This window comes from Pantoea sp. EKM20T, assembly GCF_011800485.1.
GTDB classification, from domain to species: domain Bacteria; phylum Pseudomonadota; class Gammaproteobacteria; order Enterobacterales; family Enterobacteriaceae; genus Pantoea; species Pantoea agglomerans.
This window is the reverse complement of sequence record NZ_JAALFW010000001.1, coordinates 602,460-628,704: the sequence shown is the minus strand read 5'-3', so window position 1 is coordinate 628,704 and position 26,245 is coordinate 602,460. Positions and strand designations below refer to the sequence as shown.

Sequence of the window (26,245 nt, the reverse complement as noted above, 5' to 3'; positions counted from 1 at the left end):
GATTCATGACCGGGCAACTTAACTTTCCCGCCCTGTGGCCCTACTGGCCGGAGCTGCTCTCCGGTCTTTGGGTCACCATTCAGCTGACGGTGCTGGCGACTACCGGTGGTGTGGCGCTCGGCATTGCGGGCGCGGCGCTGCGCAGTGGCAGACCCAGCTGGATGAGCCGCCTGTGGGGCATCTATGTCGAGCTGATCCGCAACACGCCGTTTGTGGTGCAACTGTTCTTTATCGTTTTCGGTCTGCCTGCGCTGGGGCTGAAACTCACTGCTGGCGAGGCGGCGCTGTTGGCGATGCTGATCAACCTCGGGGCATATAGCACCGAGATTATTCGTGCCGGAATACAGGTGACACCCAAAGGGCAGTGGGAAGCGGGACGGGTGCTGGGATTAACCCGCAGCCAGACGTTTCTGCGGGTGGTGTTGCCGCCCGCGCTGCAGCGCATTTATCCGGCGCTGGTGAGTCAGTGCATCATCGTGATGCTGGGTTCGTCGGTGGTGTCGCAGGTCTCCTACGAGGAGCTGACCTTCGCCGCCAACCTGATCCAGTCGCGCACCTTCTTAAGTTTTGAGGTCTATCTGGTGACCACGCTGATCTACCTGGCGTTGTCGATTGCAATGCGCCATCTGCTGCTGGCGATTGGCCGTAAATGGTTTGGAGTGCAGCCATCATGATGACGACCTTTACCGACTGGGACATCCTGCGCAACCTGCTGCTGGCGGCACGCTGGACCCTGTTGCTGTCGCTGGTGGCCTTTGTCGGCGGCACGCTGGTGACGCTGCCGCTGCTGTTTATGCGCCTGCTGCAACGCAAATGGTTAACGCGGCTGGTACGCGGTTACACCGCGCTGTTTCAGGGCACGCCGCTGCTGATGCAGCTGTTCCTGGCGTTTTTCGGCGTCGGCCTGTTCGGCATTGATGTTGCACCCTGGACGGCGGCCTCGCTGGCGCTGACCTTCTACACCAGCGCCTTTCTGGTCGATATCTGGTACGGCAGCATCCGCGCCCTGCCAAAAGGCCAGTGGGAAGCGTCGCGCTGTCTCGGCCTGACCTTTGGTCAGACGCTGTGGCGGGTCATTGCGCCGCAGGCGATCCGCATCGGTATTGCCCCGACGGTGGGGTTTGCTGTCCAGGTGATCAAGGGCACCGCGCTGGCGTCAATTATCGGTTTTATCGAGCTGACCAAAGCGGGCACCATTCTGAACAACGTGACCTATCAGCCGTTTAAAGTCTTTGGGCTGGTGGCGCTGGGCTACTTCCTGATGTGTTATCCGCTGTCTCGCTACAGCCAGTATCTGGAGAAAAAATTCAATGCCGCTCATCACCATTAATCAGGTGCAAAAATATTACGGCGACAACCATGTGTTGAAAGGCGTGGATCTGGATATCGACATGGGCGAGGTGATCTCAATCATCGGTCGCAGCGGATCGGGCAAAAGCACGCTGCTGCGCTGCATGAACGGGCTGGAAGGCTATCAGGAGGGCAGCATCAAGCTCGGCGGTATGACGATTACCGATCGCGACTCGCAGGCGCGTGAAATCAGCCGCTCGGTCGGGATGGTGTTTCAGAGCTTCAATCTGTTCCCGCACATGACGGCACTGGAGAACGTGATGCTGGCGCCGCGCCGGGTGCTGAAAAAAAGCGAGGCCGAGTGCCGGGCGCTGGCGGCGCAGATGCTGGAGAAGGTCGGGCTGGGCGAGCGTCTCAACTACTATCCTGCCAGCCTCTCCGGCGGTCAGCAGCAGCGCGTGGCGATCGCCCGTGCACTGGCGATGACGCCGAAAGTTTTACTCTGTGATGAGATCACCTCCGCGCTCGATCCCGAGCTGGTGGGCGAAGTGCTCAAAGTTCTGGAGCAGCTGGCGTCAGAAGGGATGACGCTGATCCTCGTCACGCATGAAATGAGCTTCGCCCGCGACGTGGGCGATCGTGTGGTCTTTATGCATCAGGGGCGCGTCTGGGAGCAGGGCGACAGTAAGACGCTGTTTGCTCAGCCGCAGTCACCGGAGCTGAAGCAGTTTATCTCTTCGGTTCGCCTCTGATTCTGAAAAAGGAAATTACGATGGATATCAATCACTACCCACAACTTAACCCGCCACAGCGTCTGCTGATGGGGCCAGGACCGATCAATGCCGATCCACGCGTGCTGCGCGCCATGTCGAGTCAGCTGCTGGGGCAGTACGATCCCGCGATGACCCACTACATGAATGAAGTGATGGCGCTCTATCGCGGCGTGTTTCGCACAGAGAACCGCTGGACACTGCTGATTGACGGCACCTCCCGCGCCGGTATCGAATCGATTCTGCTGTCATCGATCCGGCCTGGCGACAAAGTGCTGGTACCGGTGTTTGGCCGCTTTGGTCATCTGCTGTGCGAAATTGCCCGCCGCTGTCGGGCGGAAGTGCACACCATTGAAGTGCCGTGGGGCGAAGTCTTTACTCCCGACCAGATTGAAGATGCGATCAAAAAAGTGCGGCCGCGCCTGCTGCTGACCGTGCAGGGCGACACCTCAACCACCATGCTGCAGCCGCTTGAGCAACTGGGTGCGATCTGCAAACAGTATGGCGTACTGTTCTACACCGATGCCACCGCGTCGCTGGCGGGTAACGCGCTGGAAACGGACGCCTGGGGACTTGATGCCGTATCCGCGGGGATGCAGAAATGCCTGGGCGGTCCATCGGGTACCTCGCCGATCACGCTGAGCGCAGAGATGGAAGCGGTGATCCGCAAACGCAAATGCGTAGAGCAGGGGATCCGCACCGAGGCGCATCAGGATGGCGAAGAGGAGATGATCTACTCCAACTATTTTGATCTCGGCATGATCATGGATTACTGGGGGCCGGAGCGGCTCAACCACCATACCGAAGCGACCAGTGCGCTGTTTGGCGCGCGCGAGTGCGCCCGGCTGATCCTGCAGGAGGGGCTGGACAACGGCATCGCCCGCCACAAGCTGCACGGTGAAGCATTGCTGAAAGGCATTCAGGGGATGGGGCTGGAGACCTTCGGCGACCTGAAACACAAAATGAACAACGTGCTGGGCGTGATGATCCCGTCTGGCGTAAACGGCGATCAGGTGCGCAAGCTGATGCTGGAAGATTTCGGCATTGAGATTGGCACCTCGTTTGGCCCGCTGCATGGCAAGGTGTGGCGCATCGGCACCATGGGTTATAACGCGCGCAAAGATTGCGTGATGCAGACTCTCTCCGCGCTGGAAACGGTGCTGACCTATGTCGGCTATCGCACGCCGCAGGGTGCCGCGGCGCAGGCCGCCTGGGATCACTACGGGAGCCACGCATGATGATGAGCGCCAGCGAAGCCCAGGCCGCTGCACAGCGCGTTATGGCGCGCTGCGACGCGCTGGCGGCGATCAGCGAAACGGCCGAGGGGCTGACCCGCGTCTACCTCTCACCCGAACATCTGCGCGCCAACGCCTGTGTCGGTGAGTGGATGCAGGCGGCGGGGATGCAGGTGTGGCAGGATGAAGTCGGCAATATCTGTGGGCGCTACGAGGCGGCAGAAGCGGGTGCACCCGCGTTACTGCTTGGCTCGCATCTCGACACGGTGCGCAACGCCGGTCGCTACGACGGCATGCTGGGCGTGCTCAGCGCGATTGAAACCGTACAGTGGCTTAACGTACATCAGCGCCGCTTACCGCTGGCGATTGAAGTCATTGGCTTTGGTGACGAAGAGGGCACCCGTTTTGGCATTACGCTGCTCGGCAGTCGTGGCATTACCGGCAGCTGGCCGCAAAGCTGGGTGACGCATCCTGACGGCAACGGCATTACCGTGGCGCAGGCGATGGCGGATGTCGGGCTCGACAGCGACAGGATCGCATCTGCGGCGCGGCGGGTTGAGGATATCGTCGGTTATCTTGAGCTGCACATCGAGCAGGGCCCCTGCCTGGAGCAGGAGGATCTGGCGCTCGGTGTGGTCACGGCCATCAACGGTGCGCGCCGCCTCAACTGCCGTTTCACCGGTGAAGCGGGCCATGCGGGCACGGTGCCGATGACCCACCGCAAAGATGCGCTGGCTGCTGCTGCCGAGTGGATGGTGTTTATTGAGCAGACCACCCGTGAGCAGGATCCGCAACTGGTGGCTACCGTCGGTACGATTAACTGCGCGCCGGGAGCGGTCAATGTAATCCCTGGCGAGGTATCGCTGTCGCTGGACGTGCGCGGTCCGCTGGATAACCCACTGGAGACACTGCTCTCCAGTCTGTTAACCCAGGCGGAGGCGATTGCGCTGCGGCGTGGACTCCGCTTTGAGTCGAACGAATATTATCGCATCGGTGCCACCGCCTGTGACTCCGCGCTGCAGCAGGCGCTGAGTCATGCGGTGGAAACGGTGCAGGGTCGCAGCCTGTCACTGCCGAGCGGTGCCGGGCACGACGCCATCGCTATCGCTGAACGCTGGCCGGTCGGCATGCTATTTGTGCGTAACCATCGCGGTATCAGCCACCATCCGGCGGAGTCTGTCGCGGTGGCTGATGTGGCGCCCGCGCTGCAGGCTTATTTACAGGCGGTCTCGCTGATTGCTGAACGGAGCTGAACATGGAATTAGCCGCATTTAATCAGCTGACAGCTGATGAGGCGCAGGCGGCCATCCGGCATTGTGTCGCTATCCCGCACTGGCAGCAGTCGCTGGTGGCAGCGCGGCCTTTTGACACCCTGGATGCGCTACGGGAAACCGCCGATGCGCTGGCCCGCCAGTGGCAGCAGCCTGAGCTGGAGGCCGCACTGTCGGCGCATCCCCGCATTGGCGAACGCGCGAACCGCACGGATAAAGAAGCGGCACTTTCACGCGGAGAGCAGTCCGCCATGCAGCAGGCCGACAGCGCTTTGCAGCAGGCGATGCAGCAGGGGAATCAGGCGTATGAAGCCCGTTTTGGACGGGTGTTTCTGATTCGCGCCAAAGGGCGCAGCGGCGAGCAGATGCTGGCAGAGTTGCAGCGTCGGTTGCAGAATAGCGATCCTGCCGAGCAGCAGGAGGCGCTGGATCAGCTGCGTGAAATTACCCTGTTACGCCTGAAGGAGACGATTCAATGAGTACTGTTACCACCCATATTCTGGACACGGCGCTGGGCAAACCGGCCAGCGGTGTAGCGATTTCACTTGAGCAGAACAGCCCGGAAGGGTGGTTTCCGATTTCACAGGGTGAAACCGACAGCGACGGGCGTCTGAAAGATCTCACGCCCGAGCCGCTGACGCCGGGCCACTACCGTTTAACGGCAGAAATCGGCGACTATTTTGCCGCCGCCGGTCGGGATGCACTCTACGTCAGCGCGCAGATCGATTTTATGATTGCCGAAGCGGGCAGCCATTTTCATCTGCCGTTTCTGATTTCGCCCTGGTCGTGGTCAACCTATCGCGGCAGTTAATGGGCGGTCTGACTTCCCGCCCGCCATTCACAGCGAAAAGCGATCCGCATCCTGCCAGGCCGGGAAGCGCTCGCGATAAGCATTCAGTGCGTTCAGCGACAGCTCTGCGTCCAGCCTGGCGCGCTGGTGCGGCTCAGCCGCGCTGAGGATCTCGCCCTGCGGTGAAATAATCTGGCTGTCGCCGCTGTATTCATGCTGATTGCCGTCACTGCCGACGCGGTTACAGCCTGCTACATAAGCCTGATTTTCAATTGCCCGCGCCAGCAGCAGTGCCTGCCAGTGCAGTGCACGCGGTGCAGGCCAGTTGGCGACATAGAGCGCCAGATCGTAATCGTTGCGGTTGCGCGAGAAGACCGGGAAACGCAGGTCGTAACAGATTTGCGGCAGGATGCGCCAGCCGCGCCACTCAAACACCTGACGCTGTTCGCCAGGCAGATAGTGGTGATGCTCGTCCGCCATGCGGAACAGGTGGCGCTTGTCATACTGATGCAGCGTGCCGTCCGGCTCCACCAGCAGAAAGCGGTTTACCGCGCCGTGTTCGGTCTGAATCGCCGCGCTACCGCCGACCAGGGCATCGTTGCGACGGGCATGCTGATGCAGCCACTCCACCACCTGCGCCTGAGGCAGCGAGCTTTTCGCCGCTTCCATTGCAAAGCCGGTGGTAAACATCTCTGGCAGTAAAATCAGATCGCGCCCGGTGAGTCCATCCAGTTGCTCGTCAAAATGGCGCAGGTTGGCCTCGCCATCCATCCAGCTCAGCGTCTCCTGCAGTAACGTGATTTTTAAAGCTGACATAAGCGCTCCGCGGCGGCATCTAATGTCGCCGGCTGTTTGGCAAAACAGAGGCGGATCAGTTTATGAGGAAAGGCATCGGCGCAGAACACCGACAGAGGAATCGCGGCAACGCCCACTTCGCGGGTCAGCCACTGGCAGAAACTGACATCATCCAGATCGGAGATGGCGCTGTAATCGACCAGCAAAAAGTAGGTACCTTCGCAGGGAAGCACCTTAAAGCGGCTGCTGCTTAGCGCCGTTGCCAGCCGATCGCGGCGGTCGCGATAAAACGCCGGCAGCTCAAGATAGTGCTCCGGATGCTCACGCAGCATATCGGCAATCGCCAGCTGCGCCGGCGTATTCACCGAGAAGGTCAGATACTGATGCACCTTGCGCAGTTCCGCGCTGATCGCGGCAGGGGCAATGCAGTAGCCCACTTTCCAGCCGGTCATATGGAAGGTCTTACCAAACGACGACACCGCGATAGCGCGCTGGCGCAGTTCGGGATGTGCCAGCACGCTGGCGTGGCCTGCCTGATCGAAGCAGATGTGCTCATAGACTTCGTCGCTCAGTACATAGACCGGTCGCGCAGCAATCGCCTGCCACAGCGCGGCGAAATCCTGCTGCTGCCAGACGGTGGCGGAAGGATTGTGCGGCGTATTCAGGATCACCAGCCGGGTTTTATCACTCAGCAGGGCAGCAAACGCCTGCCAGTCCACCCGGAAAGCGGGCGGCTGCAGCGTAATGCGTTTCATCACGCCGCCCGACAACTCTACCGCAGGCGCATAGCTGTCGTAGCTGGGATCAAAGCAGATCACTTCATCGCCTGGCCGCACCAGCGCGGTAATCGCCGCATAGAGCGCTTCGGTTGCGCCTGCCGTCACCGTAATCTCTGTTTCGACATCAGGACGATAGTCATAGAGCCGCGCGGTTTTCTCTGCAATCGCCTCACGTAACGGCAGCGCACCGGTCATCGGCGCATACTGGTTCGCGCCCTGGCTGACGTGATACGCCAGCCGCTGCTGCAGATAGTCCGGGCCGCTAAAATCAGGAAAGCCCTGAGAGAGATTGATAGCGTTATGCTGCTGCGCCAGCGCACTCATCTGGCTGAAAATGGTGGTGCCGAGCAAAGGGAGTTTACTCTCGGGGATCAGGTTGTGCTGCGTCATGATGTCAGGCCTTAAGCGCGAAGATTGATGCGGTGTCACCCGGTGTTTGTGCCACTATAAACAGGATGATAGTATTTGGCAATCAAGACGCTTAGATGGCTAAATGCGTCATGCTCCACACCTCAGCTTCGTTAGCTTCGTTTGCTTACCCCGGTCACTGACAAGTGTCAGCTCCCGGGGATGCGCGCACTTGCTGCCTTGCTGAGATGCGGATCATCTGGCAGGACCCGGAGAGTATGGTTCAGCAGTCGGGCACGTTTGCTAACTGTTTAAGATTTTCAACCTGTTGTAATTTTATAGCCATTATCGTTATCTGGGCTGAGCCACCCGAGATCACATTTCACCGCAAGGAACTTTTATGTCGCAGAGTCTTCCATTAGATCAGCTGGTCGCCGCCTGTCACTGGATTGGCGAGAAAGGCTGGGCACCGGCCACCGGCGGAAATATGTCGGTGCGCCGCGATGAACATGTCTGCCTGCTGAGTGAATCGGGCAAAGATAAAGGCACGCTGACGCGGGATGACTTTATCGAGGTCGATATTGCTACCAGCCAGTCGCTCTCTGGCCGTAAGCCGTCGGCAGAAACCGGTCTGCACACGATGATCTATCGACTTTTTCCCGAGGCGGGCGCGGTGCTGCATACCCACACCGTGAATGCGACTGTTCTGTCGCGGGTGGAGCAGGGCGCGGCGCTGCTGCTGCACGGCTATGAGATGCAAAAATCGTTAAGTGGCCAGCACACCCATCTGGATACGCTGGCCATTCCTGTGTTCGACAACAGCCAGGACATTGCGGCGCTGGCGTCAGAAATTGAAGATTACGCCGCCCGCTTTCCGCTGCGTTACGGCTTTCTGCTGCGCGGCCACGGCTTAACCTGCTGGGGCCGGGATGTCAGCGAAGCACGCCGTCATCTGGAAGGTCTGGAATTTTTATTTGAATGTGAACGTCAACGTCGCCTGCTGGAGAGAGCATGATTCGCGCCATTGTTACTGATATCGAAGGCACCACCAGCGATATCCGTTTTGTACATAACATCCTGTTTCCCTACGCCCGCCAGCATCTGGCGAGTTTTTTGCGTGAAAATGCGCATCAGCCCGAGGTCGCCGCAGCGCTGCAGTCGGTACGTGAGGAGGCCGGTCAGCCGCAGGCCGACCTGAATGCGGTGACAGAGATTCTGCTGGGGTTTATGGACCAGGATCGCAAATCAACCGGCCTGAAGGCGCTGCAGGGCATGATCTGGCGCGATGGTTATGTTAACGGCAGTTTTACCGGCCATCTCTATCCTGACGTCCTGCCAGCACTAAGCCGCTGGAAGGCACAGGGCATTGAACTGTATGTATATTCCTCCGGCTCGGTTGCGGCGCAGAAATTGTTATTTGGCTACAGCGACGAAGGTGATATTACTGACCTCTTCAGCGGCTATTTTGATACGCACGTGGGTGCCAAACGCGAAGTCGCAGCCTATCGCGCTATCGCCGCTGAAATTGGTCAGCCAGCGGAGCAGCTGCTGTTTCTCTCCGATATTCATCAGGAGCTGGATGCCGCCGCTGAGGCGGGCTGGCAGACGCTGCAACTACTGCGTGGCGATGCGGACGGCGAGAGCCGCCATCGTCAGGTGACGGATTTTTCCCAGATTAACCCGGAGTCAATTTAGGATGAGCGCACTGACTATTTTTACCGACCGCGAAGCCAGCCAGCCGGTGTGGCACAGCACCGACGCGGAAGAGATTCGTGAACGCCTGAGCACCAAAGGCGTCCGTTTTGAGCGCTGGGAAGCCGATCGCGATCTGGGTGAAAATCCGGATCCCGAAACGGTGATCAACGCCTATCAGCATGCGATCGATCGGCTGGTGGCAGAGAAGGGCTATCAGAGCTGGGATGTGATCAGCATGCGCGCCGATAATCCGCAGAAAACCGTGCTGCGCGAGAAGTTCCTCTCTGAACATACACACGGCGAAGATGAGGTGCGTTTCTTTGTTGAGGGTGCCGGACTCTTCTGTCTGCACCTGGATGGCGAGATCCTGCAGATCCTCTGCGAAAAAAACGATCTGATCTCGGTACCAGCGGGAACACCACACTGGTTTGATATGGGATCGTCACCGCACTTCACGGCTATCCGTATTTTCGATAATCAGGAAGGCTGGGTAGCGAACTTTACCGGCGATAAGATTGCGGATGCCTATCCGCGTCTGGCGTAAACCGCCCGTTGTTTTCGCAAGGCGTTTACCGTGAGCGGCAAACGCCTTGCAGACCGTTATTGTGGCTGGAAAATGCCACCCTGAACCTGGTCAGGCGTGACTACCCCGGTGTCCAGTACCCAGCCGCTGATCAGGGTGGCGGGCGTGACATCAAACGCCGGGTTATAGACCTTCGCCGCTTCCGGCGCCCACTGCACGCTGCCAAAACTGCCGGCAACGCCCGTTACTTCACTGGCGGCGCGCTGCTCAATAGGAATCGCTGCGCCGTCCGGACAGCTGCGATCCAGCGTGGTATGCGGGGCCGCCACGTAAAACGGAATCTGATGATAATGGGCCAGCACCGCCAGGCTGTAGGTGCCGATTTTATTCGCCACATCGCCGTTGGCGGCAATGCGGTCAGCGCCTACCCATACGGCATCGACCTCTCCACGGGCCATCAGGCTGGCGGCCATGGAATCGGTAATCAGGGTGTAAGGAATCGCCAGCTCACCCAGCTCCCAGGCGGTTAACCGGCCGCCCTGTAACAGCGGACGGGTTTCATCAACCCAGACATTCTTAATCAGCCCCTGCTGATGGGCGCGGGCAATCACGCCAAGGGCGGTGCCCACACCGGCGGTGGCGAGTCCGCCGGTATTACAGTGGGTCAGCAGCTGGCTACCGGGTTTCACCCGCGTACAACCCGCGTCAGCAATGGCGTCACACAGCTGCTTATCTTCCTGCACCAGTCGCCAGGCTTCTTCTGCCAGCGCGGGGGCAAAGTCCGGCTGCGCCAGCGCCAGTTTCATCCGGTCCAGATTGTTCATCAGATTGACAGCGGTAGGGCGGGCGGCGCGCAGGGTCTCCAGTGCCTGCGCCAGTTCAGCGCGCGTCTGCCCCTGTTCTGCCAGCAACGCCAGCAGCAGCGAGGCGGAAAGGCCGATCAGCGGCGCACCGCGCACCCGCAGCGCATGAATATGTTCAATCAGCTGGGGCACGCTGTGCGCGGACAGCCAGTTCTTTTGCTGCGGCAGTGCCTGCTGATCCAGAATCCAGAGCTGATTGTCACGAACCTGTAAGCTGGTGGTTTGAAGTGTCTGCATTGTGGGTGAAATCCATGTTGCGTTAATGATACCTATTGTGCCAACATGCTGAACGGATGTATAGACGTCTGAACGGCTTATTACACCCAGGTTATCCCCCTTCGATTGATGAGGAACAGGCAATGTCGCAATACCGTACCTTTACTGCTGCTGATGCTGTGGAATATGCCCGACAATTTGGCGGCGTGGACAATCCTGCCGCGCTGAGCAGCGCAGAAGAGATTGGTGATGGCAACCTCAACCTGGTGTTTAAAATTTATGACGATCAGGGCAACAGCCGGGTGGTGGTCAAGCAGGCGCTGCCCTATGTGCGCTGTGTGGGTGAGTCCTGGCCGCTGACGCTGGATCGGGCGCGGCTGGAAGCGCAGACCCTGGTCGAACACTACAAATATTGTCCGCAGCACACGGTGAAGATCACCCATTACGATGCGGAGCTGGCGGTGATGGTAATGGAAGATCTCTCCAGTCATCGCATCTGGCGCGGCGAGCTGGTAAAGGGCGCTTATTACCCGGAAGCGGCTCAGCAGTTAGGCGACTATCTGGCACAAACCCTGTTTCATACCTCCGATTTCACCCTGCATCCGCACCAGAAAAAAGCGGAAGTGGCGCGTTTTATTAATCCGGAAATGTGTGAAATCACCGAAGATCTTTTCTTTAACGATCCCTATACCGACCATGAGCGCAATAGCTATCCCGAAGCGCTTGAACCGCTGGTCGCCAGCCTGCGTAATGACGATGCACTGCGCATTGCGGTGGGCGGTCTCAAGCATCGTTTCTTTGCCCACGCTGAAGCGCTGCTGCATGGTGATATTCACAGCGGATCGATTTTCGTTGCTGATGGCAGCCTGAAAGCGATTGATGCGGAATTTGGTTATTTTGGCCCTATCGGTTTTGATGTCGGCACCGCCATCGGCAACCTGCTGATTAACTACTGCGGCGTGCCGGGTCTGCTGCCACCGCGTGAGGCCGCCGATGCACGCGAGCAGCGTCTCAGCGATGTACACACCCTCTGGACCACCTTTGCCGCGGGCTTTCTGGCACTGGCGGCAGAGAAAACCCGTGATGAGGCGCTGGCTTATCCAGGCTATGCGGAGGCGTTTCTGCGTAAAGTATGGGCTGATACCATTGGTTACTGCGGCACCGAACTGATTCGCCGCACGGTGGGGATGTCACACGTGGCGGATATGAAGCTGATTGCCGATCCGGCGATGCGTACCGACTGCATCCGTAATGCAATTAATCTGGGACGCACGCTGATTCTGGCGGCCGATCATGTAGAAGATGTGGATGCGCTGATTGCCCGCATCCGTCAGGCGGGATAAAAAAAGCCGACGTGATGTCGGCTTTCAGGTAAATCAAAGGCTGGCTGTAAGAGTGTGCCCGCGCCGGAAACAGGGGCAGATCGGAAAGTCGCTAAAGCCATCCCTGGCTCGCTCGGCCCGCGTTGTCCTGACGCGGGACGCTTTCCTCTTCTGACCCTGTTCCTGCGCCGGTGATGCAGGCTAACGCTAACCCTATGCTGCCTCACTCGCCCGCGACGCAGCCTGAGGGGCTTTCTCTGGCACCGGCACTGCCAGCGCATCCGCCTCAAACTCATCGACGTTAATCGAACGCAGGCGGCTGGCCTCAGCACGCTGCAACACTTCAGCCTCTTTAGCATCAATCCAGCCCTGCTCCAGCGCGCGCTTCGCCAGCGCATCCAGCCGGGTAAAGGAGAGGTGCTGCTTCGTCTGTTTGCACAGCCTGTCATGGATCACTTCTGCCGCCATCACATCCTGCAACGCCTGTTCCAGCTGACCGGCAGGGTTGTGCTCGCTGGGCGTCAGGTACATGCCACGGCCCAGACGGCTGCGGGTAGCTGACGGCTGTTGCAGCAGTTTTGCCAGCTGATGGTCCAGACGGTCAGACGGAGCAGGGCAGTGATGACCGCCTGCAAAAATAGTCATCCGCAATGCGCCCGCGACCAGACGGTTCGGGAAGTTACGCAGCAGATCGTCCATCGCGACTTCCGCCTGATGTAACGCATCCTGCACGCCCCAGTGCACCAGCGGCAGATCGGCTTCGTTGCGGCCTTCATCGTCATAGCGTTTCAGCGTCGCCGAAGCGAGATAGAGCTGGCTCAGCACATCGCCCAGACGCGCCGAAATACGCTCACGACGTTTCAGGCTGCCGCCCAGCACCGCCATCGACACATCAGAGAGCAACGCCAGGTTGGCACTGATGCGGTTCAGATGCTGATAGTAACGGCGGGTGCCATCGCGGGTCGGGGTGGCGCTGGTGCGTCCGGCGGTTAAGCCCAGCCACAGGCTGCGCATGGTGCTGCTGCCGACATGACCGATGTGGCTGAACAGCGCCTGATCAAACGCGTTAACATCGTTGCTGGCTGCCGCCGCCATCTCCTGCAGTACGTAAGGATGGCAGCGAATCGCACCCTGTCCGAAGATAATCATGCTGCGGGTCAGAATATTAGCGCCTTCTACCGTGATGGCGATAGGCGCACCCTGATAGGCGCGGGCCAGGAAGTTGCTGTTACCCAGCATAATGCCTTTACCGCCGGCAATATCCATGGCGTCGATAATGGCGCGCTGACCGCGATGGGTGCAGTGATATTTCACAATCGCCGACAGCACTGCCGGTTTTTCACCCTGCATAATACCGGCGGTAATCAGCGTAGCCGCCGCATCCATCACGTAGGCGTTACCGGCAATGCGCGCCAGCGGCTCTTCAATCCCTTCCATCTTACCGATTGAGACGCGGAACTGACGACGGATATGGGCATAGGCGCCTGTCGCCAGCGCCACACTTTTCAGGCTGCCGGTTGAGTTCGATGGCAGCGTAATGCCGCGACCCACAGACAGACACTCCACCAGCATCCGCCAGCCCTGACCGGCCATTTGTGGGCCGCCGATAATATAGTCAATCGGTACAAAGATATTATTGCCGCGTGTCGGCCCGTTCTGGAACGGCACGTTAAGCGGGAAGTGGCGATGGCCAATCTCCACGCCGGGCGTGTTGGTCGGGATCAGCGCACAGGTAATGCCAGGATTTTCGTTATCGCTGAGCAGATGATCCGGGTCGGAGAGTTTAAATGCCAGCCCCAGCACGGTGGCTATCGGCGCCAGCGTAATATAGCGCTTGTTCCAGGTCAGCCGCATGCCCAGCACCTGCTGACCCTGCCACTCGCCCATGCAGACCACGCCGGTATCGGGGATGGCTCCGGCATCTGAGCCCGCTTCCGGACTGGTCAGCGCAAAGCAGGGGATCTCATCGCCGCGTGCCAGCCGGGGTAAATAGTGATTTTTCTGATCTTCAGTGCCGTAGTGTTGCAGCAGTTCGCCCGGACCTAATGAGTTAGGCACGCCCACGGTAATCGCCAGAATCCCGGAGACGCCCGACAGTTTTTGCAGCACGCAGGCCTGCGCATAGGCGGAGAAATCGAGTCCGCCATACTCTTTTTTGATAATCATCGCGAAGAAACGATGCTCTTTCAGATAAGCCCAGAGTTCCGGCGGCATATCGGCCAGCTCATGGGTGATCTGGAAATCGTTGGCCATGCGGCATGCTTCTTCAACCGGACCATTGAGAAAAGCCTGCTCGTCGGCAGTCAGGCGCGGCTGCGGATAGTTGTGCAGCTTCTGCCAGTCTGGTTTGCCCTGAAACAGATCGCCTTCCCACCAGGTGGTGCCCGCATCGATCGCTTCTTTTTCGGTGCGTGACATCGGCGGCATCACCTGCTGGAAGCGCTGAAACATCGGCTTTGAAAACAGGCTGCGGCGCAGTGACGGCAGGTTGAACGGCAGCAGGATGATCGCCAGCGGCAACAGTAACCATGGCGTCCAGAGGTGAGCAAAAGCCATCGCAGCAGTCCACAGCAGCAGAATCGCGCTGCTGAGCCGCAACGACAGGCGGTGATAGAACAGGGCGCCAATCAGCGCCACCGTGGCAAGTATCGAGACAACCATCATAATGAACCGCTCCAAGTAGTAAGAGGTCTGACCTGTTATGTAGAGAGGTTTAGAGCAGTTGGGTTGATTTATCAATTTGTTTACATCGCAATTACAACCTGCCTCACAAAAACCGATTTCTGTCCATTTTTGCATCACCCGCTGCAGCGATAATCGCCGCCACTGCCTGGCCAGCCATGGCATGACGCTTTGCGCTGACCGGCCATTCCGTTAAACTTGCTGCGATTAACCTCTCCTAAAAAAGGACATCCCTATGTACCAGGACATTATCCGCTCTGAGCTTAATGAAGCTGCTGATACGCTGAATAAATTCCTCAGCGACGAGGCCAATATCCATGCGATCCAGCGTGCGGCGGTGCTGCTGGCTGACAGCTTTAAGGCGGGCGGCAAGGTGCTTTCCTGCGGTAACGGCGGTTCACATTGCGATGCGATGCATTTCGCTGAAGAGCTGACCGGTCGCTACCGCGAAAATCGTCCTGGCTATCCGGCGATTGCCATCTCTGATGTCAGCCATCTCTCCTGCGTCAGTAATGATTTTGGTTATGACTATGTCTTTTCACGCTATGTGGAAGCGGTAGGGCGTCCGGGCGATGTGCTGCTGGGCCTCTCAACTTCCGGTAACTCTGCCAATATCATTAAAGCGATTGAAGCTGCCCGTGCGCAGGGGATGAAAGTGATCACCCTGACCGGTAAAGATGGCGGTAAGATGGCAGGCAGTGCCGACATTGAAATCCGGGTGCCACACTTTGGTTATGCCGATCGTATCCAGGAGATCCACATTAAAGTGATCCACATCCTGATGCTGCTGATCGAAAAAGAGATGGTGAAGTAACTGCGCTGGCCTCCCGCCTGACGGGAGGCCGCTTACTCTAAGGCGGTGGCTATGTGCGAATTGCTCGGGATGAGCGCCAATGTTCCCACGGATATCTGTTTCAGCTTTACCGGTCTGGTTCAGCGTGGCGGTGGAACCGGGCCTCACAAAGATGGCTGGGGCATTACCTTCTACGAAGATAAAGGTTGTCGTACGTTTAAAGATCCGCTGCCGAGCTTTAACTCGCCGATTGCGCGTCTGGTGCAGGAGTATCCGATCAAATCGCATTCGGTGGTGGCGCACATCCGCCAGGCGAATCGCGGGCAGGTGTCGCTGGAAAATACCCACCCGTTTACCCGTGAGTTGTGGGGCCGTAACTGGACCTATGCGCACAATGGGCAGCTCAGGGGCTATCGGCAGCTGGAGACCGGCACATTCCGGCCAGTAGGCGAAACGGACAGCGAGAAGGCGTTCTGCTGGATCCTGCATCAGCTGGCGACGCGCTATCCGCGTACGCCAGGCAACTGGCCTGCGGTATTTCGTTTTATCGGGGAGCTTGCCGGCACGTTGCGGCAGAAGGGCGTGTTTAACATGCTGCTGTCAGACGGCCGTTATCTGATGGCCTTTTGCTCCACCAATCTTTACTGGATCACCCGCCGCGCACCCTTTGGCCGGGCGCAGTTACTGGATCAGGATGTGGAGGTCGATTTTCAGCAGCACACCACGCCGCATGACGTGGTGACGGTGATTGCTACGCAGCCACTGACGGCCAATGAAACCTGGCAGCGGATCGTGCCAGGTGAATGGGCGTTATTCTGCCTTGGAGAGCGCCAGGAATGAACGTGAAGCGGCTTCGGGACTGGCTAAAACCGGTGCCGGGCTGCTGTTCATCACATACTTACCGCTGGCGACATTGACCATCGGCGGCTGATGATATTTAGCAAAGTAAGCATATCCCGGCTGCAGCTGCTGCCAGAAACTGGCATAGGTGGAGTAGCGGTGACGCTGCATATTGCTGTCGGTCATGCGGAATGGATAGATGCTGATGCTGATATCCTGCTGGCCGTTACGCAGCGCGGCATTCACATAGGTAAAAATCTCATCCATATAGGCGTTAGTCATGGCATAGCAGCCAATCGACTTACAGTCGCCATGAATCATCAGGTAATTGCCGCTGTAGCCCTGATTACGATCGTACTGATTCGGAAAGCCGATGTTGATCGCGCGATAAAACCGGCTATCCGGCTTCAGCTGATTCAGCTTCACGTTGTAAAAACCTTCCGGGCTTTTGAAATCGCCTTCACGGCGTTTCGGGCCGAGGCCGCCAGAAAAGTTACAGATGCGGTAGGTGTCCAGCAGGCGGTATTCGTTACCGATTTTGCCGTAGAGTTCGAGCGTGCGTTCTTCCTTGAAGATCTGGATATAGACCGGGGTGCCGAGTAACTGCTTCTTTAATTCTTTGCTGACCGGTGCCGTTGAGACGGGTTCGGGTGTCATTGCCATGCTGAGGGCTGGCAGTAAAATCATCGCAAACAGGAGTGCGATTTTGCCCATGCTGTGTGTACCTTGAGGTGAAGAGAACATGACGCAAAATGTGCGTCTCTGTTTGCATTATCGGAACTGTCCGCTACCGCAGCGCAACATTAAACATTGTCTGTTTTTTTAGCAAGACGGCGTCAGCCAAATTCGCGATTTACTGAAGGATATTCGACCAGAAATTTGTAAACTTTAATCGTCAGCGCGACAAATATTGCAGTTACCCCTGCCAACTGTATACTTATCCAGTGCCGGAGGGGGTATGCGTAAAATCATTCATGTCGATATGGACTGCTTCTATGCCGCGGTGGAGATGCGTGATAATCCCCAGCTGCGCGACATCCCGATCGCCATTGGTGGCAGCCGCGAGCGTCGCGGCGTGATCAGCACCGCCAACTATCCGGCGCGCAAATTTGGCGTGCGCAGCGCGATGCCAACCGGCATGGCCCTCAAGTTATGCCCGCATCTGCGTCTGCTGCCAGGACGCTTTGACGCCTATAAAGAAGCCTCCGCGCAGATCCGCGACATCTTTACCCGCTATACGCCGCTGATTGAACCGCTCTCCCTCGATGAAGCTTACCTGGATGTCACCGACAGCCCCCACTGTCACGGCTCTGCCACACTGATGGCGCAGGCGATCCGCGCCACCATCTACCGTGAAACCGGGCTTACCGCCTCAGCGGGCATCGCCCCGATTAAATTTCTGGCGAAGATCGCCTCTGACCTCAATAAGCCGGACGGCCAGTTCGTGATTACCCCGCCGGAGATGTCCGGTTTTCTGCTGACTCTGCCGCTGGCGAAGATCCCTGGCGTCGGCAAGGTCTCGGCCAAAAAGCTGGAAGAGATGGGGCTGGTGACCTGTGGCGACGTGCAGAAGGCGGACTTAGCGCTGCTGTTAAAGCGCTTTGGCAAGTTTGGCCGGGTGCTGTGGGAGCGCAGCAATGGCATTGATGACCGCAGCGTGATCGTTGAGCGCGAACGTAAATCGCTGGGGGTTGAACGGACGCTGGCGGAAGATATCAGCGACTGGGATGCCTGCCTGGAAATTATCGATTTTCTCTACGCCGAACTGGATCGCCGGCTGACGCAGATCCGACCTGACAAGCAGGTGGCGCGTCAGGGCGTCAAACTGAAGTTCAGTGATTTTCAGCAGACGACCCAGGAGCATATCTGGCCGGTGCTGAACAAAGAGGACATGATTGCCATCGCCCGTAAAACCTGGGATGAGCGTCGTGCCGGGCGCGGCGTGCGGCTGGTGGGATTACATGTGACGATGGTGGATCCCCAGCTGGAGCGTCAGCTGCTGCTGGGTCTGTAACCGTCAGCCTCACCGACCGGCAAGGCTGACATCCGATTACTTCTTATATTTCGCCGCCAGGGTCGCAAACCACGGTGCGACGAAATCCTCATTGCTGCCCCAGCCCGGAATGATCTTGTTCAGCGACGCGACGTTCACCGCGCCAGGCTGGCTGTTAAGCTGCTGCTGAGAGATCGATGCCGCTTTAAACTGATAAGTCGCTGGCGTCTCTTCACCGGCAATTTTCTTCGCCACCAGACGCATATTCACCGCGCCAATAGTTTTAGGATCGACCGCTACCGTCTGCACCCACGGGCTGTTTTTCTCGCGCATCAGCTGCAAATCCTGGTTCGAGACATCAATGCTATAGAGCTTGATCTCGGTACGGCCATTCTCCTGCAGCGCTTTGTAAGCGCCCTGGCTGAAGGCATCCCAGGCACCCCAGATGGCGTCGATTTTGCCTTTCGGGTATTTCGCCAGAATCGCGCCAATTTTATTGGCGGTGTCGCCCTGAACGTCAGTTGAAACCGCACCAATCGACTCAAGCTGATGAATGCCCGGATTCTCTTTCAGCAGTTTTTCATACACCACCTGACGGCGTTCCATCGGCGGGAAACCGGCAACCCATAGCTTGACGATGTTCGCCTTGCCGTTGAAATCATGGATGAGCTGGCCCAGCGACAACTGCGCCAGTGAAGCGTCATCCTGCGCGGTGACGGTGACGCCCGGGATCGGGCTATCCACCGGCGTATCAAACACCGACAGCTTAATGCCTGCATCGGCAATGCGCTTCACCAGTCCGCTGGCGTAGGGTGCTTTACCGTGCGACAGCACGATGCCGTCATATTTCTGGCTGATCGCCTGATTCACGAAATCCTGGAAGCGCGCATCGTCGCCGTTGCTGAGGAAGGTGCTGACCTTGAAGCCAAGCTGGCGACCCTGCTGAATGGCACCGGCAACAAACTGGGTGGTGTTGTCATCGGAGCCGAGATTGCGGATCACCGCAATACGGATCGGGCCATCATGACTGGCGATAGCCGCAGGCACCGGCGTGACGGTATCCGCGAAGGCGGCGCTGGCGTTCAGCAGGCTCAGGGCCAGCAGCGAGAGTGTTATTTTTTGCATTGTTATCAACTCCGGTAAACGCGCCTCAGCGGCGCTGGATATAGGTGATCGCCAGTGCTAAACCCAGCACCAGCCCTTTAATAATGTCCATGGCGTAGTAGGGAACAGAGAGCATCACCAGACCGTTCTGCAGCACGCCGAGGATCACCGCACCGACCAGCGTGCCCAGCGCATTCGGCTTGCCGGAGCCCGCCAGTGAGAAGCCAATCCACGCCGCCGCGACCGCGTCCATCAGGTAGCCGCTACCGGCGTTCACCTGCGAGGAGCCGATACGCGAGGCGAGCAGAATGCCGCCCAGACCGGCCAGCAGTGAGGCGATCACATAAGCCAGCACCCGATAGCGGGTGGTGCGGATGCCGGAGAGGCGCGCCGCTTCCGGATTGCCGCCCAGCGCATACATCCGGCGACCATGTTTAGTCAGTGAGAGCGCCAGCTGCGCGGCGACGGTGACGACCAGCATGATGATGACGATGGTGGGCACCTGGCCGAGCAGGCCAAACGCCGCCGGAATGGTGCCTTCCGCCATATCACCGCTCGGCAGCACCATGTTCTCGGTGATCGATCCGCCAAAGCTGTAGGTCATCGCCACCCCCTGAATCACAAACAGTGTCGCCAGCGTTGCCAGCATGTCGGGGATGCGCAGGATCACAATCAGAAAGGCGTTAAACAGCCCGACCAGGGTGCAGAGCGCCAGGGTGAGCAGGATGGCGGTGGTAGTGCCGAAGCCGTACCAGACAAACAGAGAAATCACCAGCGCATTGGCCAGCGAGGCGGTCGATCCGACCGACAGATCAAAGCCGCCAACGGTCAGCGAGATCGAGACGCCGATCGCAATCACCGTGACAATGGCAATTGAGCGCAGAATATTGATGATGTTGTTGGGTTCAAGGAAGCTGTCGGAGGCGAGACCAAAGGCGGCGATCAGGATCACCACCGTGAGCAACATGCCCCATTTATAGAGAAAGTCGAACAACTGGTGACGCCACGGCGAGGCTGTCAGATTCAGGCTGGTTTCTTTGCTGCTCACGCAGGGGTTCCTCCGGTGGAATAGAGCAAAAGCGTCTCTTCGGTGACGTCGCGTGCAGCCAGCTCGGCCACAATGCGTCCATCCCAGAGCACGCAAATCCGGTCGCATAAACCGACCAGTTCAGAAAACTCTCCCGACGCGTAAATGATGCCTTTCCCCTCGCGCGCCAGGTTATCGATCAGGGTGAAGAGTTCGGTTTTGGCTTTGATATCGACGCCTTTCGTCGGCTCATCGAAAATCAGCACGTCGGCGTTGTTGCGCAGCCATTTGCCTATCGCCACTTTCTGCTGATTGCCGCCGGAGAGACGGCGCAGCGTCTGTGCCGGACCGGTGGTGCGCACCTGCAACTGCTGGATAACCTGCTCCGCCCAGCGCCACGCCTGGCGATGGCCAAACAGGCTCCAGCGCGAAAAGCTGTCGTCTGCGCTGACGCTGAGGTTCATTGCCACCGACTCATCAATAAAGATCCCCTCTTTGCGCCGCTCCTCCGGCACCAGCGCCATGCGGCGACTGACGGAGTCATGCGGCGAACGGGGCTGCCACGGCTGGCCATGCAGTTCACCGCGACTGACGCGGCTTTTGCTGGCACCAAACAGCGCCTTACAGAGTTCGGTTTTACCGGCACCGGCCAGGCCTGCAATGCCCAGAATTTCCCCTTTGTGCAATCGTAGCGAGATATCCTGCAGCAGTTGCTCATCATGAAGACCGTCAATCGCCAGCAGCAGCGGCTGAGTCTGCTGCGCACGACGGGCCGGGAAGATATCGGTGAGCTGATGCCCCAGCATCTTCTCCACGATCTGCTCACCGCTCAGTGCCGCCATCGGGCCGGTTTCGATCAACCGGCCATCACGCAGCACCGTCAGCTGGTCACAGATTGCTTTCAGTTCATGGATGCGGTGAGAGATAAACACCACGCCGATGCCGCTGGCCTGCAGGCGACGCACCACAGCAAACAGCCGCTCACTTTCATGCTGATCCAGCGGGGCAGTGGGTTCATCCAGAATCAGAAAGCGGCAGTGGTGCGACAGCGCGCGCGCCAGCAGAATTTGCTGCTTTTCAGCCAGGGTACAGCGCTCCACCAGCCGGTTGACGTCAAGCGCCACGTCGAGCTGAGCCAGCAGCGCCCGCGCCTGACGCCGAACCTCGCCCCAGCGATAGCGGTGGCCAGGCTCTGCCAGCCGATCCAGCAGAATGTTTTCCGCGACGCTGAGCTGCGGCACCAGCGCCACGTCCACTTCCTGCTGAACCAGATGGATACCCAGCCGTTTCGCATCACGCGGCGTACGGATGGAGACCGGCTCACCATCCAGCAGGATCTCGCCGCTGTAGTGGCTGTGCGCACCGGAAAGGATCGCCATCAGCGTTGACTTGCCCGCGCCGTTAGCGCCGGTCAGAGCATGTACTGAATGGCCGTCACTGCGGAAATCCACCGACGATAGCGCGGCAAACCCGCCAAAAGCGATGGAGATGTTACGCATCTCAAGGCAGTTTAACCCTGGCATGTCATTACTCTCCTGAAGAATCACTGGCCGCATTTTTTCCTGAACCTTCAGGCGCGGCAACAGCCGAAAGCGCATAAGCTAGCACGAAATCTTATTAGCCATCCAGACATCTGGACATAATGGCGGCTGTGACCAGCGAAGCGCGGGAAAGCGGCGGAATAGCGGGGTAAAGGGCGGAAAAGGCAGCGAATTATGCTGGGAGAAAGTCACAGGCATAAAAAAACCAGGCCGGAGCCTGGTTTACTTTTTTTGTGACAGAATTACTTTTCTGGCACCACATTCAGCAGGGTGGTCAGCAGTTTCCAGTAAAGGCCAACGCTTTCGATGTGAACCTGCTCATCCGGCGAGTGCGGCCCGGTGATGGTCGGCCCAATCGATACCATATCCATCTCCGGATACGGTTTTTTGAACAGACCACACTCCAGACCGGCGTGGATCACCTGAATGTTCGGGGTCTTATCAAACAGCGCGATATAGGTCTGACGGGTCAGCGCCATAATGGCGGAGTCCGCATCAGGCTGCCAGCCTGGGTAGCCGCCTTTCGCTTTGGTCTGTGCACCGGCCAGCTGGCCCAATGAGGTCAGCATCTGCACCACATAATCGCGGCCGGTGTCGATCAGCGAACGGATCAGGCAGTTGATCTCTGCATGATCGGCTTCCATGGTCACCACACCGATATTCAGTGAGGTTTCTACCACGCCTTTCGCCACGTCGGAGTTGCGGATCACACCGTTTGGCATGCTGTTGAGCAGGTTCAGGAAGCGATCGCGGCTGTCAGCGTTCAGAGCATCACCCTGATGCGCCAGCGGCTCAGTGACCAGGGCGATGTTCGGCTCTTTGATGCCGTGCTCATTTTTGATGGCGCTCAGGAAGTGCGCCGCCGCTGATTTCAGCGCATCCGCTTTGTGGCTCTCGACCGCCACGGTAGCGAAGGCTTCACGCGGGATCGCGTTGCGCAGCGTACCGCCGCTGAAGGCCAGCAGACGCAGATCCAGTTCAGCAGCGTGTGCCGCCAGGAAGCGCGCCAGTAGTTTGTTGGCGTTGCCGAGGCCCATATGAATATCGGCACCGGAGTGACCGCCACGCAGGCCTTTCAGCGTCAGCTTCAGGGTCTGGAATTCAGCAGGCACCGCTTCACGGGTCAGCGGCAGGGTGGTGACGAAGTCGATACCGCCCGCGCAGCCCATGTAGATCTCACCTTCTTCTTCGGAGTCGGTGTTGATCAGGATTTCTGCCTGCAGCCAGTTGGGTTGCAGACCGAATGCGCCATCCATACCAGTCTCTTCAGTCATGGTCAGCAGCACTTCCAGCGGGCCATGCGTCAGGCTGTTGTCAGCCAGTACTGCCAGCGCAGAAGCCATACCGATGCCGTTGTCCGCGCCCAGCGTGGTGCCGCGCGCTTTCACCCACTCGCCGTCAACCCAGGGCTGAATCGGATCTTTGGTGAAGTCATGAACGGTGTCATTATTTTTCTGCGGCACCATATCCAGATGCGCCTGCAGCGCAACCGGGGTACGGTTTTCCATGCCTGCGGTGGCGGGCTTACGAATCAGGATGTTGCCGACCTGATCGCGCTCACACCAGAAGCCTTGCTCTTTGGCCCAGCCGACGATGTAACTCGCCAGCGCTTCTTCGTGAAAAGAGGGATGGGGAATAGAGCAGATCTTAGCGAAAATATCCCACAGCGGCTGTGGAGAGAGTTGAGACAATTCAGACACGACAGGTCTCCTGTGTCAGTGTACCGGCGAGGCCGGACATCGCGAGTTTCCAGTGAAAAATCGCCGTCAGAGAATCTGACGAGCCAGGCCCGAGAATATCACTGTTTTCTACCGGGTGCGCTCTCAGACGCGCTAAAAAGCCGCAACCAGTGCGCGGGTGCTGGTTTTTAGTGCGTCAACTCCTTATAATCTCGCGCAACCTTTTCCCCGTTGCACATTTTTACGCCACCTCGGTTGGCTGGGATTTCTATTCTATGAGCGAAAAATACGTCGTTACCTGGGACATGCTTCAGATTCATGCCCGTAAACTGGCCCAGCGCCTGCTTCCTGTTGAACAGTGGAAAGGCATTATCGCGGTGAGCCGCGGCGGTCTGGTACCGGCTTCGCTGCTGGCACGTGAACTGGGTATCCGCTACGTCGATACCGTCTGCATCTCCAGCTATGACCACGATCATCAGCGCGAAATGAAAGTTCTGAAGCGCGCAGAAGGCGACGGTGAAGGCTTTATCGTGATCGATGACCTGGTAGATACCGGCGGCACCGCCCAGGCGATTCGCGAGATGTACCCGAAAGCGCGTTTCTGCACCATTTTCGCTAAACCGGCCGGTCGCTCACTGGTTGATGATTATATTGTCGATATTCCGCAGGATACCTGGATCGAGCAGCCGTGGGATATGGGTGTGGTCTACATCCCGCCGATTGTTAAAAACTGATTGATACACATCAGACAACGCCCGGTTTTCCGGGCGTTGTGCTTTCTGTGCCTCGCACCCCGAATTGCCGTACAGTACACTTAGCCATCGCCGTTTCTGTTGCAGGAGAAGTGAGTATGTCGAGCAAAAATCTCAGCGAGGAGTTGTTCAAACCGCGCTTTAAACATCCTGAAACCTCATCCCTGGTTCGCCGCCACCATCATGCTACTTCGGATGTCCACTCAGCCCTGGATGGTGACAGCCAGCGTGGCTGGTATCGTATGCTGAATAAGCTGATGTGGACATGGCGTGGCCTGACGCCGCAGGAGATCAGCGAAGTGCTGGCTCGGATTGCCATCAGCAATGTTGAACATACTGATGAGACTCTGCTCGACACTGTAATCGGTTTTCGCGGCGGCAACTGGCATTTCGAATGGTGTAAACAGGCGGGTATCTGGCAGCAGAAAGCGCTGGAGGCCACCGACGACAGCGAGGCGGGCGACTACTGGTTACACGCGGCGCATCTCTACAGCGTTGCGGCCTATCCCTATATAAAAGGGGATGAGCTGGCCGACCAGGCGCAGACGCTGGCGAACCGCGCCTATGAAGAGGCGACTCAACGCCTGCCGGGCGAGCTGAAACCGCTGACGTTCGCCATTCAGGGTGGCAGCCCGGTTAACGGCTTTCTGCACATGCCGCCTGACGTTGAAGCGCCTTATCCCACCGTGCTGTTCTGTGGCGCGCTCGACTCATTACAGAGCGATCACTATCGCCTGTTCCATGATTACCTTGCACCGCGCGGCATCGCCATGCTGACCATTGATGTGCCGTCGGTAGGCAACTCGGTGAAATGGACGCTGAGTCAGGACACCAGCTTTCTGCATCAGCAGGTGCTGCGCGATCTGAAAAACGTGCCCTGGATCGACCATACCCGCGTGGCGGCGTTTGGTTATCGCTTTGGCGCTAACGTGGCCGTACGACTGGCCTATCTGGAATCGCAGCGGCTGCGTGGGGTCGCCTGTCTTGGCCCGATTGTGCATGCGCTGCTGACGCAGACGGCGTTGCAGGATGAGATCCCGGATATGTATATGGATATGCTGGCGAGCCGGCTGGGCATGGCAACTGCCTCTGACAGTGCGCTGCGTACCGAACTCAATCGATATTCGCTGAAAACTCAGGGATTGCTGGGCCGCCGGACGCCGACACCCATGCTGTCGGGCTACTGGCAAAACGATCTTTTCAGCCCGGAAGAGGAGAGCAAGCTGATCGCTAACTCTTCGTCAGACGGTAAGGCGTTGCTGATTCCGGTGAAGCCGATGATGGCCAGTTTCGACAAGGCGCTGAATGAAATTTGCGACTGGCTGGAGAAGCGTTTAAAAAGGTAACTGGCAAAATTTACAGTATTTGCTACAACTAGTAGCGGAATTCTTCCGGGCTGCCGTTAAGCGAAACATGACATCCCCTGGCCGTCCGGAAAATCAAGGCTGTATAGCGGTCAAAATCTATGGAGATTCAGCATGACGTTACCAAGTGGTCATCCCCGCAGTCGCCTGCTTAAGCGCTTTACGGAGCTTGGGCCTTATATTCGCGATGGGAAATGTGGCGAAACCCGGTTCTTTTTCGACTGCCTGGCTGCCTGCGTTAATGTGAAACCGGCACCGGAACTGCGTGAGTTCTGGGGCTGGTGGATGGAGCTGGAAGCGCAGGCTGACCACTTTACCTATGTCTACCATATCGGTCTGTTCGATAAAGAGGGTGACTGGTCGGTGGCAACCATCAAAGGCAAAGAGAATACGGCGCGCGTGGAAGAGACCTTACGGAATTTCCATACCCGTCTGAAAGCGATGCTGAAAGAGTTCGAGCTGGATCTGATTCCGGCCAGCGATTTCGATGAGAAACCGGTGAAGCTGAGCGCCTGATTGGGTGTTTAGAGATTAAAGGGTGAGTTAAAACGTTTGCCCACAAACTGCTGACAA

At 58.1% G+C, this 26,245-nt stretch carries 26 protein-coding genes; 17 read left to right on the top strand and 9 right to left on the bottom strand.

Annotated features, from left to right (window positions below; all coding sequences use genetic code 11):
• Positions 1 to 5 precede the first annotated feature (5 nt).
• The 7 genes from HFD94_RS03055 to uraH are packed head-to-tail and all read left to right on the top strand — an operon-like array spanning position 6 to position 5,377.
• A complete protein-coding gene (locus tag HFD94_RS03055) occupies positions 6 to 674 on the top strand; it encodes an amino acid ABC transporter permease (protein WP_010255155.1) in 669 nt (222 codons plus the stop codon).
• Positions 674 to 1,330, top strand: coding sequence for an amino acid ABC transporter permease (locus HFD94_RS03050; RefSeq protein ID WP_010255156.1), 657 nt, complete (start codon positions 674 to 676; stop codon positions 1,328 to 1,330). Before HFD94_RS03055 ends, HFD94_RS03050 begins: the two co-directional genes overlap by 1 nt.
• Positions 1,311 to 2,042, top strand: a complete 732-nt coding sequence (locus HFD94_RS03045; protein ID WP_010671147.1) for an amino acid ABC transporter ATP-binding protein — start codon at positions 1,311 to 1,313, stop codon at positions 2,040 to 2,042. The genes HFD94_RS03050 and HFD94_RS03045 overlap by 20 nt, the downstream gene beginning before the upstream one ends.
• A 20-nt stretch (positions 2,043 to 2,062) precedes the next feature.
• Entirely contained in the window at positions 2,063 to 3,298 is a 1,236-nt protein-coding gene (locus HFD94_RS03040; RefSeq protein ID WP_010671148.1) for an alanine--glyoxylate aminotransferase family protein, read from the top strand.
• Entirely contained in the window at positions 3,295 to 4,548 is a 1,254-nt protein-coding gene (gene hpxK, locus HFD94_RS03035; RefSeq protein WP_167432743.1) for an allantoate amidohydrolase, read from the top strand. The genes HFD94_RS03040 and hpxK overlap by 4 nt, the downstream gene beginning before the upstream one ends.
• 2 nt (positions 4,549 to 4,550) lie before the next feature.
• Positions 4,551 to 5,045: a 2-oxo-4-hydroxy-4-carboxy-5-ureidoimidazoline decarboxylase gene (gene uraD, locus HFD94_RS03030; protein WP_167432742.1), complete on the top strand. Its 495-nt coding sequence runs from the start codon at positions 4,551 to 4,553 to the stop codon at positions 5,043 to 5,045.
• On the top strand, positions 5,042 to 5,377 hold the full coding sequence (uraH, locus tag HFD94_RS03025; protein WP_010671151.1) for a hydroxyisourate hydrolase: 336 nt from the start codon (positions 5,042 to 5,044) through the stop codon (positions 5,375 to 5,377). The genes uraD and uraH overlap by 4 nt, the downstream gene beginning before the upstream one ends.
• Positions 5,378 to 5,404: 27 nt before the next feature.
• Here uraH and HFD94_RS03020 read toward each other — a convergent pair whose 3' ends face one another.
• Positions 5,405 to 6,172: an amidohydrolase gene (locus HFD94_RS03020; protein ID WP_159227321.1), complete on the bottom strand. Its 768-nt coding sequence runs from the start codon at positions 6,170 to 6,172 to the stop codon at positions 5,405 to 5,407.
• Positions 6,160 to 7,320 carry a pyridoxal phosphate-dependent aminotransferase gene (locus HFD94_RS03015; RefSeq protein ID WP_033766594.1) on the bottom strand — a complete coding sequence of 387 codons (1,161 nt, stop codon included), beginning with the start codon at positions 7,318 to 7,320 and terminating at the stop codon, positions 6,160 to 6,162. Before HFD94_RS03015 ends, HFD94_RS03020 begins: the two co-directional genes overlap by 13 nt.
• A 358-nt stretch (positions 7,321 to 7,678) precedes the next feature.
• On the opposite strand from HFD94_RS03015, the gene HFD94_RS03010 reads away from it, so the two are divergent.
• From HFD94_RS03010 to HFD94_RS03000, 3 genes are read left to right on the top strand one after another with little or no spacing between them, the layout of a single operon-like run.
• Positions 7,679 to 8,293, top strand: a complete 615-nt coding sequence (locus HFD94_RS03010) for a methylthioribulose 1-phosphate dehydratase (RefSeq protein WP_010671154.1) — start codon at positions 7,679 to 7,681, stop codon at positions 8,291 to 8,293.
• The gene (mtnC, locus tag HFD94_RS03005) at positions 8,290 to 8,973 is read left to right on the top strand and encodes an acireductone synthase (protein WP_158131977.1); all 684 of its coding nucleotides are present in this window, start codon (positions 8,290 to 8,292) and stop codon (positions 8,971 to 8,973) included. The genes HFD94_RS03010 and mtnC overlap by 4 nt, the downstream gene beginning before the upstream one ends.
• A 1-nt stretch (position 8,974) precedes the next feature.
• On the top strand, positions 8,975 to 9,517 hold the full coding sequence (locus HFD94_RS03000) for an acireductone dioxygenase (RefSeq protein ID WP_010671156.1): 543 nt from the start codon (positions 8,975 to 8,977) through the stop codon (positions 9,515 to 9,517).
• Between the two features lie 56 nt (positions 9,518 to 9,573).
• Here the strand turns inward: HFD94_RS03000 and mtnA are convergent, their stop codons facing one another.
• Entirely contained in the window at positions 9,574 to 10,596 is a 1,023-nt protein-coding gene (gene mtnA / locus HFD94_RS02995) for an S-methyl-5-thioribose-1-phosphate isomerase (RefSeq protein ID WP_089414533.1), read from the bottom strand.
• Between the two features lie 122 nt (positions 10,597 to 10,718).
• Between mtnA and mtnK the strand changes: the two genes are divergently transcribed.
• Complete coding sequence (mtnK, locus tag HFD94_RS02990) at positions 10,719 to 11,918, top strand: S-methyl-5-thioribose kinase (protein WP_010671158.1); 1,200 nt, start codon at positions 10,719 to 10,721, stop codon at positions 11,916 to 11,918.
• Positions 11,919 to 12,110: 192 nt separating this feature from the next.
• Here the strand turns inward: mtnK and fadE are convergent, their stop codons facing one another.
• Positions 12,111 to 14,561 carry an acyl-CoA dehydrogenase FadE gene (fadE, locus tag HFD94_RS02985; RefSeq protein WP_111533468.1) on the bottom strand — a complete coding sequence of 817 codons (2,451 nt, stop codon included), beginning with the start codon at positions 14,559 to 14,561 and terminating at the stop codon, positions 12,111 to 12,113.
• Between the two features lie 253 nt (positions 14,562 to 14,814).
• Here fadE and lpcA point away from each other — a divergent pair, with 253 nt between their 5' ends.
• Both lpcA and HFD94_RS02975 read left to right on the top strand, forming a co-directional pair.
• Positions 14,815 to 15,393: a D-sedoheptulose 7-phosphate isomerase gene (lpcA, locus tag HFD94_RS02980; RefSeq protein WP_010255178.1), complete on the top strand. Its 579-nt coding sequence runs from the start codon at positions 14,815 to 14,817 to the stop codon at positions 15,391 to 15,393.
• A 51-nt stretch (positions 15,394 to 15,444) separates the two neighbouring features.
• On the top strand, positions 15,445 to 16,212 hold the full coding sequence (locus tag HFD94_RS02975) for a class II glutamine amidotransferase (protein WP_010255181.1): 768 nt from the start codon (positions 15,445 to 15,447) through the stop codon (positions 16,210 to 16,212).
• Here HFD94_RS02975 and dpaA read toward each other — a convergent pair.
• On the bottom strand, positions 16,183 to 16,926 hold the full coding sequence (gene dpaA / locus HFD94_RS02970; RefSeq protein WP_010255183.1) for a peptidoglycan meso-diaminopimelic acid protein amidase: 744 nt from the start codon (positions 16,924 to 16,926) through the stop codon (positions 16,183 to 16,185). The genes HFD94_RS02975 and dpaA overlap by 30 nt on opposite strands.
• A 244-nt stretch (positions 16,927 to 17,170) precedes the next feature.
• Between dpaA and dinB the strand changes: the two genes are divergently transcribed.
• A complete protein-coding gene (gene dinB, locus HFD94_RS02965) occupies positions 17,171 to 18,226 on the top strand; it encodes a DNA polymerase IV (RefSeq protein WP_031590388.1) in 1,056 nt (351 codons plus the stop codon).
• 36 nt (positions 18,227 to 18,262) lie between these two features.
• Here dinB and HFD94_RS02960 read toward each other — a convergent pair whose 3' ends face one another.
• The 4 genes from HFD94_RS02960 to pepD form a co-directional block, all read right to left on the bottom strand.
• Positions 18,263 to 19,330: a sugar ABC transporter substrate-binding protein gene (locus HFD94_RS02960; RefSeq protein ID WP_010255186.1), complete on the bottom strand. Its 1,068-nt coding sequence runs from the start codon at positions 19,328 to 19,330 to the stop codon at positions 18,263 to 18,265.
• Between the two features lie 25 nt (positions 19,331 to 19,355).
• Positions 19,356 to 20,357 (bottom strand): ABC transporter permease, encoded by a 1,002-nt coding sequence (locus HFD94_RS02955; RefSeq protein WP_167432741.1) that lies wholly within the window; start codon positions 20,355 to 20,357, stop codon positions 19,356 to 19,358.
• The gene (locus HFD94_RS02950; RefSeq protein WP_031292786.1) at positions 20,354 to 21,859 is read right to left on the bottom strand and encodes a sugar ABC transporter ATP-binding protein; all 1,506 of its coding nucleotides are present in this window, start codon (positions 21,857 to 21,859) and stop codon (positions 20,354 to 20,356) included. The genes HFD94_RS02955 and HFD94_RS02950 overlap by 4 nt, the downstream gene beginning before the upstream one ends.
• Positions 21,860 to 22,119: 260 nt before the next feature.
• Positions 22,120 to 23,577 carry a beta-Ala-His dipeptidase gene (gene pepD, locus HFD94_RS02945; RefSeq protein WP_010671162.1) on the bottom strand — a complete coding sequence of 486 codons (1,458 nt, stop codon included), beginning with the start codon at positions 23,575 to 23,577 and terminating at the stop codon, positions 22,120 to 22,122.
• 254 nt (positions 23,578 to 23,831) lie between these two features.
• Here pepD and gpt point away from each other — a divergent pair, with 254 nt between their 5' ends.
• The 3 genes from gpt to crl all read left to right on the top strand — a co-directional run bounded on the left by gpt (position 23,832) and on the right by crl (position 26,188).
• Positions 23,832 to 24,290: a xanthine phosphoribosyltransferase gene (gene gpt, locus HFD94_RS02940; RefSeq protein ID WP_031590376.1), complete on the top strand. Its 459-nt coding sequence runs from the start codon at positions 23,832 to 23,834 to the stop codon at positions 24,288 to 24,290.
• A gap of 116 nt (positions 24,291 to 24,406) precedes the next feature.
• On the top strand, positions 24,407 to 25,654 hold the full coding sequence (gene frsA, locus HFD94_RS02935; RefSeq protein WP_061901724.1) for an esterase FrsA: 1,248 nt from the start codon (positions 24,407 to 24,409) through the stop codon (positions 25,652 to 25,654).
• 132 nt (positions 25,655 to 25,786) lie between these two features.
• Positions 25,787 to 26,188 carry a sigma factor-binding protein Crl gene (gene crl, locus HFD94_RS02930; protein WP_003851176.1) on the top strand — a complete coding sequence of 134 codons (402 nt, stop codon included), beginning with the start codon at positions 25,787 to 25,789 and terminating at the stop codon, positions 26,186 to 26,188.
• Positions 26,189 to 26,245: the final 57 nt, after the last annotated feature.

Excerpts from the sequence above, each read along its gene's own strand:
- HFD94_RS03055 (WP_010255155.1), top strand. The coding sequence starts at position 6 with ATGACCGGGCAACTTAACTTTCCCGCCCTGTGGCCCTACTGGCCGGAG.
- HFD94_RS03050 (WP_010255156.1), top strand. The coding sequence starts at position 674 with ATGACGACCTTTACCGACTGGGACATCCTGCGCAACCTGCTGCTGGCG.
- HFD94_RS03045 (WP_010671147.1), top strand. The coding sequence starts at position 1,311 with ATGCCGCTCATCACCATTAATCAGGTGCAAAAATATTACGGCGACAAC.
- HFD94_RS03040 (WP_010671148.1), top strand. The coding sequence starts at position 2,063 with ATGGATATCAATCACTACCCACAACTTAACCCGCCACAGCGTCTGCTG.
- hpxK (WP_167432743.1), top strand. The coding sequence starts at position 3,295 with ATGATGATGAGCGCCAGCGAAGCCCAGGCCGCTGCACAGCGCGTTATG.
- uraD (WP_167432742.1), top strand. The coding sequence starts at position 4,551 with ATGGAATTAGCCGCATTTAATCAGCTGACAGCTGATGAGGCGCAGGCG.
- uraH (WP_010671151.1), top strand. The coding sequence starts at position 5,042 with ATGAGTACTGTTACCACCCATATTCTGGACACGGCGCTGGGCAAACCG.
- HFD94_RS03020 (WP_159227321.1), bottom strand. The coding sequence starts at position 6,172 with ATGTCAGCTTTAAAAATCACGTTACTGCAGGAGACGCTGAGCTGGATG.
- HFD94_RS03015 (WP_033766594.1), bottom strand. The coding sequence starts at position 7,320 with ATGACGCAGCACAACCTGATCCCCGAGAGTAAACTCCCTTTGCTCGGC.
- HFD94_RS03010 (WP_010671154.1), top strand. The coding sequence starts at position 7,679 with ATGTCGCAGAGTCTTCCATTAGATCAGCTGGTCGCCGCCTGTCACTGG.
- mtnC (WP_158131977.1), top strand. The coding sequence starts at position 8,290 with ATGATTCGCGCCATTGTTACTGATATCGAAGGCACCACCAGCGATATC.
- HFD94_RS03000 (WP_010671156.1), top strand. The coding sequence starts at position 8,975 with ATGAGCGCACTGACTATTTTTACCGACCGCGAAGCCAGCCAGCCGGTG.
- mtnA (WP_089414533.1), bottom strand. The coding sequence starts at position 10,596 with ATGCAGACACTTCAAACCACCAGCTTACAGGTTCGTGACAATCAGCTC.
- mtnK (WP_010671158.1), top strand. The coding sequence starts at position 10,719 with ATGTCGCAATACCGTACCTTTACTGCTGCTGATGCTGTGGAATATGCC.
- fadE (WP_111533468.1), bottom strand. The coding sequence starts at position 14,561 with ATGATGGTTGTCTCGATACTTGCCACGGTGGCGCTGATTGGCGCCCTG.
- lpcA (WP_010255178.1), top strand. The coding sequence starts at position 14,815 with ATGTACCAGGACATTATCCGCTCTGAGCTTAATGAAGCTGCTGATACG.
- HFD94_RS02975 (WP_010255181.1), top strand. The coding sequence starts at position 15,445 with ATGTGCGAATTGCTCGGGATGAGCGCCAATGTTCCCACGGATATCTGT.
- dpaA (WP_010255183.1), bottom strand. The coding sequence starts at position 16,926 with ATGGGCAAAATCGCACTCCTGTTTGCGATGATTTTACTGCCAGCCCTC.
- dinB (WP_031590388.1), top strand. The coding sequence starts at position 17,171 with ATGCGTAAAATCATTCATGTCGATATGGACTGCTTCTATGCCGCGGTG.
- HFD94_RS02960 (WP_010255186.1), bottom strand. The coding sequence starts at position 19,330 with ATGCAAAAAATAACACTCTCGCTGCTGGCCCTGAGCCTGCTGAACGCC.
- HFD94_RS02950 (WP_031292786.1), bottom strand. The coding sequence starts at position 21,859 with ATGCCAGGGTTAAACTGCCTTGAGATGCGTAACATCTCCATCGCTTTT.
- gpt (WP_031590376.1), top strand. The coding sequence starts at position 23,832 with ATGAGCGAAAAATACGTCGTTACCTGGGACATGCTTCAGATTCATGCC.
- frsA (WP_061901724.1), top strand. The coding sequence starts at position 24,407 with ATGTCGAGCAAAAATCTCAGCGAGGAGTTGTTCAAACCGCGCTTTAAA.
- crl (WP_003851176.1), top strand. The coding sequence starts at position 25,787 with ATGACGTTACCAAGTGGTCATCCCCGCAGTCGCCTGCTTAAGCGCTTT.